At 70.8% G+C, this 5,986-nt stretch carries 6 protein-coding genes; 5 read left to right on the top strand and 1 reads right to left on the bottom strand.

Going from position 1 to position 5,986, the window contains the following annotated elements; genetic code table 11:
- From AC1DP0_RS16780 to AC1DP0_RS16760, 5 genes are all read left to right on the top strand, one after another.
- Positions 1-631: hypothetical protein (locus AC1DP0_RS16780; RefSeq protein ID WP_478086395.1), on the top strand; the 631-nt coding region annotated here is incomplete at its 5' end.
- Positions 632-760: 129 nt separating this feature from the next.
- Positions 761-1,432, top strand: coding sequence for a hypothetical protein (locus AC1DP0_RS16775; protein WP_478086393.1), 672 nt, complete (start codon positions 761-763; stop codon positions 1,430-1,432).
- Positions 1,429-1,803: a hypothetical protein gene (locus AC1DP0_RS16770; protein ID WP_478086391.1), complete on the top strand. Its 375-nt coding sequence runs from the start codon at positions 1,429-1,431 to the stop codon at positions 1,801-1,803. Before AC1DP0_RS16775 ends, AC1DP0_RS16770 begins: the two co-directional genes overlap by 4 nt.
- A 477-nt stretch (positions 1,804-2,280) precedes the next feature.
- On the top strand, positions 2,281-3,516 hold the full coding sequence (locus AC1DP0_RS16765; RefSeq protein WP_478086397.1) for a PhoH family protein: 1,236 nt from the start codon (positions 2,281-2,283) through the stop codon (positions 3,514-3,516).
- A gap of 292 nt (positions 3,517-3,808) precedes the next feature.
- A complete protein-coding gene (locus AC1DP0_RS16760) occupies positions 3,809-4,747 on the top strand; it encodes an aggregation-promoting factor C-terminal-like domain-containing protein (protein WP_478086387.1) in 939 nt (312 codons plus the stop codon).
- A gap of 82 nt (positions 4,748-4,829) precedes the next feature.
- Here AC1DP0_RS16760 and coaA read toward each other — a convergent pair whose 3' ends face one another.
- Positions 4,830-5,849: a type I pantothenate kinase gene (gene coaA / locus AC1DP0_RS16755; protein ID WP_478086383.1), complete on the bottom strand. Its 1,020-nt coding sequence runs from the start codon at positions 5,847-5,849 to the stop codon at positions 4,830-4,832.
- Between the last annotated feature and the right edge of the window lie 137 nt (positions 5,850-5,986).

Genomic DNA, 5,986 nt, shown 5'->3' with positions numbered 1-5,986 from the left:
CATCCCGGGCTACGACCTCCTCAAGTCGCTGTGGACCCCGGTCAAGGGCCTCGGCACCGCAGTCGGTCTGCTCGGCACGAGCATGAAGATCCGCAACTTCCTGTCCAACCTCTCCGGCTGGGACAAGGACCTCGGGCTCATCAAGAACCTCTCGCAGGCGTGGAAGACGGGACACCTCGCCGAGTTCGGGGACGCCCTCAACCCGAGGAACTGGGGCACGCTCTCGCGCTTCATGCCGTCGCTGGCCGAGGGCGGGGCACTCACCCGCACGCTGGCCGGCGTCGGCAAGGCGCTCGGTCCGCTCGGCGTGGTGTTCGGCGGTTTCACGGTCGCCAACGACATCTCCGAGCACCACTACGGTCGGGCCGGCTACGACTCCGTCATGACCGGCCTCGGTGCCGCGGCCCTGATGACCCCGCCGCCCGTCGACGTCGTGTGCGGTATCGCCGCCGGCGGCATGGCGGTGGGCCAGCTCGTCCACGACAACTGGGGCGCGATCTCCGACTTCACCTCCGACGCGACCCACGCCGTCGGGAACTTCACGTCCGACGCCGTCGACGCGGTGGGCGACGTCGCGTCCGACGCCGGTCACGCCATCAGCGACGTCGCCGACAAGGCGTGGCCCTTCTGACCGGTGGCCCGGACCCCGGGAGGCGAGAGCCCGGGGCACCCGGCATTGTTGACGAGACGACGAACGACCCATCCGAACGACTCACAGCGCGACCCACCCGGACACGACCGGGACCGACCGAGGAGAACCATGGCTGACCTGATGAAGGGCACCCCGCTCGAGGGCTTCGAGCTGCCTGACGACGTCTTCGGGCTGGGGGCCGCCGAGCTGGCATACCTCATGTCGCGCCACGAGACCCCTGCCGGGGAGCGCTCGCGGCGCCTGCTCATGCTCGACCCGCGGTCCGCCGAGGATGCTGCCCTGCTCGCCGGGGCCTCCAGCCTCGCCTCTCGCGGCTGGCTGACCCTCGAGGACGACGGGGCCGCCGAGACGCGCTCCAACGCCGCCCTGGTGGAGTATGCCGTCGGCGCGGCCACGCGGTGGACCCGCGTCGGCCTCGTGGGCGAGAACGTCAGCCAGCTGGACTTCGCGGTGCTCGTCGAGTCCGACACCGTCGTCGCGCTCATGCAGCCCCGCCAGCTCGCCTCGTGGTTCATCCGCCTCGGTGAACGCAGCGGCGACGTGGGTGCGCTCGTCACGGGCCTGGTCCGTGAGCGCTTCGACGCCAACCCGCAGTCGGGTGTCTTCCTGGAGGTGCAGACGCTCGAGGGCACGAGCAACCTCGCGATCCGACGTTCCGGTTCGGGCTTCGAGGCCCTCACCGACGTCGCCGGTCCCGGTACGGGCAGCGGTGGCGTCGTCGACGCCACGGGCCTGCAGGACGCCGTGTCCGCCCTCTACTCGGAGGTGGCCACCGCATGAGTGCCGCGACTCCCCGCCCGACCGGCTCGACGGGCTCGACGGGCTCGACGGGCCCGACCGGACCGAGCGGCACCCCTGCTCCCAAGGAGCCGTTCTCCTACGTCAGCCAGGAGCGCGGACTGCTCACGCTGAAGATCCGCGAGCCGCTGCTGATGGGGCTGTTCTTCCTCGCCCTCACCGTGGTCGGCGTCATCTTCTTCCTCATGGTCAAGAAGGGCGCGGACCAGGGCGACCCGGCTGCGATGCCTGTCGCCTACCTGATTCTCGCGATCTTCGGCGGCCTGGGCGTCATCGGCATGGCCATCGCCGCCGTCCGGTGGCGGTGGAAGCGCCAGTACGTGCGAGTCATGGGTCGATCGCCCTGGGCGTGAGGAGCGCTCCGACGCCGTACGCCTGGCTCGACGACCCGGCCCGGCCCTTCGGACCCGTCGGCGCTGGGGAAGGGGTTACCGGGATGTGAACTCTGCGGCGACACGACGATCCGATGCCCTTCAATCCCCGTCGGAGTCGGTCCCGAGTCGTACCGTCGACCCAACGGCCGACACCCGTCGGACGTTGCCAGGAGGCCCACCGATGGAGCAACCGCTCAGGACGGAGGGTCGGGCCCTGCGCCACCCTCTGGTGGTCACCGCCCGGCACCCCGGGAGCGAGTAGGCGCGCGACGCGCGCCGCCAAGGGAGTGGCACATGGCACGTACGACCCGTCAGGTCACGTCGGACCCCGCCAGCACGACCGAGCCGGCTGCGGCCTCCACCCACGTCGCCACACGCACGACGGCCCGCGCCCGCGAGCCCGAGCACAAGACGTACGTCCTCGACACCTCCGTGCTCCTGTCCGACCCGCGGGCAATGCTGAGGTTCGCCGAGCACGAGGTCGTGCTGCCGGTCGTCGTCGTCACGGAGCTCGAGGGCAAACGCCATCACCCGGAGCTCGGCTACTTCGCCCGTCAGGCCCTGCGGATGCTCGACGACCTGCGGGTGAGCGAGGGGCGCCTCGACAAGCCGGTGGCCGTGGGGCCCGACGGCGGCACGTTGCGGGTCGAGCTCAACCACACCGACCCGTCGTCGCTCCCGGCAGGGTTCCGGCTCGGCGACAACGACACGCGCATCCTCGCCGTGGCTCGCAACCTCGCCAACGAGGGCGCTGACGTGACCATCGTGTCCAAGGACCTCCCGATGCGCGTCAAGGCGTCGGCGTGCGGCCTCGAGGCCGAGGAGTACCGCCACGAGCAGGGCGTCGACTCCGGCTGGACCGGACTGCAGGAGCTCGAGATCTCCTCCGAGGCCCTCGACCAGCTCTACGACCGCGGTCGCGTGGAGCACGCCGGCGCCGCTGAGCTGCCGTGTCACACCGGTCTCGTCCTGCTCTCGCCGCGGGGAAGCGGTCTGGGGCGGGTCGGCGCCGACAAGCAGATCCGGCTCGTCCGGGGCGACCGTGACGCGTTCGGCCTCCACGGGCGCAGCGCCGAGCAGCGGATCGCTCTCGACCTGCTCCTCGACCCCGACGTGGGCATCGTCAGTCTCGGCGGCCGTGCGGGCACGGGCAAGTCGGCCCTGGCCCTCTGCGCCGGCCTCGAGTCGGTCATGGAGCGCCGGGCCCAGCGCAAGGTGCTCGTCTTCCGTCCCCTCTTCGCCGTCGGGGGCCAGGAGCTCGGCTACCTGCCCGGCACCGAGCAGGAGAAGATGAACCCGTGGGGCCAGGCGGTCTTCGACACGCTGGGCGCGCTCGTCTCGACCGAGGTCGTCGAGGAGATCATGGACCGCGGGCTGCTGGAGGTCCTGCCGCTGACCCACATCCGCGGCCGCTCCCTGCACGACGCGTTCGTCATCGTCGACGAGGCCCAGTCCCTCGAGCGCAACGTGCTCCTGACCGTGCTGAGCCGGATCGGCCAGAACAGCAAGGTCGTGCTCACCCACGACGTGGCTCAGCGCGACAACCTCCGCGTGGGTCGGCACGACGGCGTCGCAGCCGTCATCGAGAAGCTCAAGGGTCACCCGCTCTTCGCCCACGTCACCCTCACCCGCAGCGAGCGCAGTCCGATCGCAGCCCTGGTCACCGACATGTTGGAGGGGCTCGAGGTGTGACCTGAGTCACACTGCAAACGGCGTCCCCGAGCACGCAGCTCGGGGACGCCGTGCGCTGGGCCACGCATTCGGGCCGTCGAGGCCGTCTTGACGATCGAGGTCGATTTGCTCTTCATCGGCAGGGATGGCACCGTGTCCAGTTGAAGATCTCGGAACGATAACGCTCACCTCGGGGTGTGGGCGGCAGGGGAACGAGGTCGTGTCATCACGTCGGGCGCAGCCGTCGACGGGCCTGCGCCCCGAGACGCTCGCGCCGGGCGCACCCAACACCAGGAAGGCGTGACGTCTGTTCATGGCACGGTACGAAGGTCGGCACCGCAACGCACCGGCCCCCTCGACCGCTCCACGCCCGAACCCCGCCACCTCCTCGGCGCGGTCCGGCGTGACTCGGCACGAGGCGGCCCCCGACATCTCTGAGTCCCCTGCGGCCCCCCACAGCCCCCGCAGCGCGCACGACTCCGGACGCGCCGGCCCCGCCGACGACGCCGTCGCCCGCCTTGCGGCGTCGACGGAGTCGTACCCCGGTCGACGACACGCGAAGTCGCGAGCCCGCAAGCGCCACGTCGCCCGACCCATCCTGGCCAGTGCCCTCGCGGTCGGTCTCGGCGCCTCGGGCTTCGCCTACGCCAAGGCCAACGACCTCATCGGCGCCGACTCCGCCGCGTTCGTGGTCGGCAACGGCGTCCTCGCCCAGACCGACGAGCTGGCGCGCGCCTCCACCGTCGACATGACGTATCGCGCGGCGGCTTCGGTGTCGCGCAACGAGCGCCGCACCGCCATCTCCGCGACGGGCCTGCGCACGGCCACGGAGCTCGAGGCGAAGCGGAAGCAGGAGGCCGCGAAGCAGGCCGTGCTGGCCCGCCAGGCGGCCGCCCGCGCCGCGCGCGACAAGGAGCGCCAGCGCGTCATCGCGAACGCCCAGAAGGACCCGAAGTCGGCAGCGCGCCTGCTCATGGCCGACCACGGCTGGGGCAGCGACGCGCAGTACAACTGCCTCGTGAACCTCTGGACCGGCGAGAGCGACTGGCGCTGGACGGCCACGAACGCGAGCTCCGGGGCCTACGGGATCCCGCAGTCCCTGCCGGCCAGCAAGATGTCGCAGTTCGGTGCCGACTACCGCACCAACCCGCTGACCCAGATCAAGTGGGGCCTCTGGTACATCGAGATGTCCTACGGCAGCCCGTGCAACGCGTGGTCCACCTGGCAGGCCCGCTCACCGCACTGGTACTGACACGCACGGGGGCTCACGGCCGTGGACGGCCTGCGTCCCCGTGTGCCCCTGGACGGCCCGCGGCGGACCTCCACCTTCTCGTCTAGATCTTGCGCAGGCGCACTCGGCGGACCTCGTGGTTGTCGCCCTTGGACAGGACGAGGCTCGCGCGCGAGCGGGTCGGCAGGATGTTCTCGACGAGGTTGGGGCCGTTGATCTCACGCCAGATGCGGTTGGCGGTGGCGACGGCCTCCTCGTCGGAGAGCACGGCATACCGGTGGAAGTACGAGTCGGGGTCGGAGAAGGCGGTCTCGCGCAGCCGCAGGAAGCGCTCGACGTACCACGTGCGCACGTCGTCGACCCAGGCGTCGACGTAGACGGAGAAGTCGAAGAAGTCGCTCACGGCCAGGCCCGTCCCGCGGACCGGGTGCATCTCCGGCGCCTGCAGGACGTTGAGGCCCTCGACGATGAGCACGTCGGGCTGGCGGACGACGATGCGCTCGCCCGGGACGATGTCGTAGGTCAGGTGCGAGTAGACCGGAGCGGAGACCTCGGTCCGGCCGGACTTGATCTCGGCGACGAACCGCAGCAGGGCCCGCCGGTCGTAGGACTCCGGAAAACCCTTGCGCTGCAGGATTCCCCGACGCTCGAGCTCGGCGTTGGGGAAGAGGAAGCCGTCGGTCGTGACGAGCGCGACCTGTGGCGTGTCGGGCCACCGCGCGAGCATCTCGCGCAGGATGCGGGCCGTCGTCGACTTGCCGACGGCCACGGATCCGGCCACGCCGATGACGAAGGGCGTCCTGGCCGGGCGCTCGCCGAGGAAGTCGCTCGTCACCTGGTGGAGCTGGCGGGTCGCGCCGACATAGAAGTTCAGCAGGCGCGAGAGGGGGAGATAGACCTCCTCGACCTCGTTGAGGTCGACGCGGTCACCGAGGCCGCGCAGGCGCGCGAGGTCGGTGTCGTCGAGGTTGAGCGGGTGGTTCTCGCGCAACCGGGACCACGCGGCCCGGTCGAACTCGACGTACGGCGACGGGATCACGGTGCCGTTGGAGCCGTTGTTGCCGTTGCTCCCGGTGTTCCCGTTCCCGCCGGTACCGCTGGATGGCTCCGACACGCTCGACATTCTTGCGGACGCGACGGCCGAGGGTGGCGTCGGCCCCTCGCGCGTCCCCTAGGCTTGTCGCCATGTGTGGGATCGTGGGATACGTCGGGCGCTCGAACGACGGGACGGCTCTCGACGTCGWCATGGAGGGCCTGGCC

This window comes from Terrabacter sp. P5_B1, from assembly GCF_056400505.1.
Note: the sequence above shows the minus strand (reverse complement) of the source record. Positions and strands in the feature narration are given on the sequence as shown.

Bases quoted from the DNA above. Each gene is read 5' to 3' on its own strand.
- AC1DP0_RS16775 (WP_478086393.1), top strand. From the start codon at position 761: ATGGCTGACCTGATGAAGGGCACCCCGCTCGAGGGCTTCGAGCTGCCT.
- AC1DP0_RS16770 (WP_478086391.1), top strand. From the start codon at position 1,429: ATGAGTGCCGCGACTCCCCGCCCGACCGGCTCGACGGGCTCGACGGGC.
- coaA (WP_478086383.1), bottom strand. From the start codon at position 5,849: ATGTCGAGCGTGTCGGAGCCATCCAGCGGTACCGGCGGGAACGGGAAC.
- AC1DP0_RS16760 (WP_478086387.1), top strand. From the start codon at position 3,809: ATGGCACGGTACGAAGGTCGGCACCGCAACGCACCGGCCCCCTCGACC.
- AC1DP0_RS16765 (WP_478086397.1), top strand. From the start codon at position 2,281: ATGCTGAGGTTCGCCGAGCACGAGGTCGTGCTGCCGGTCGTCGTCGTC.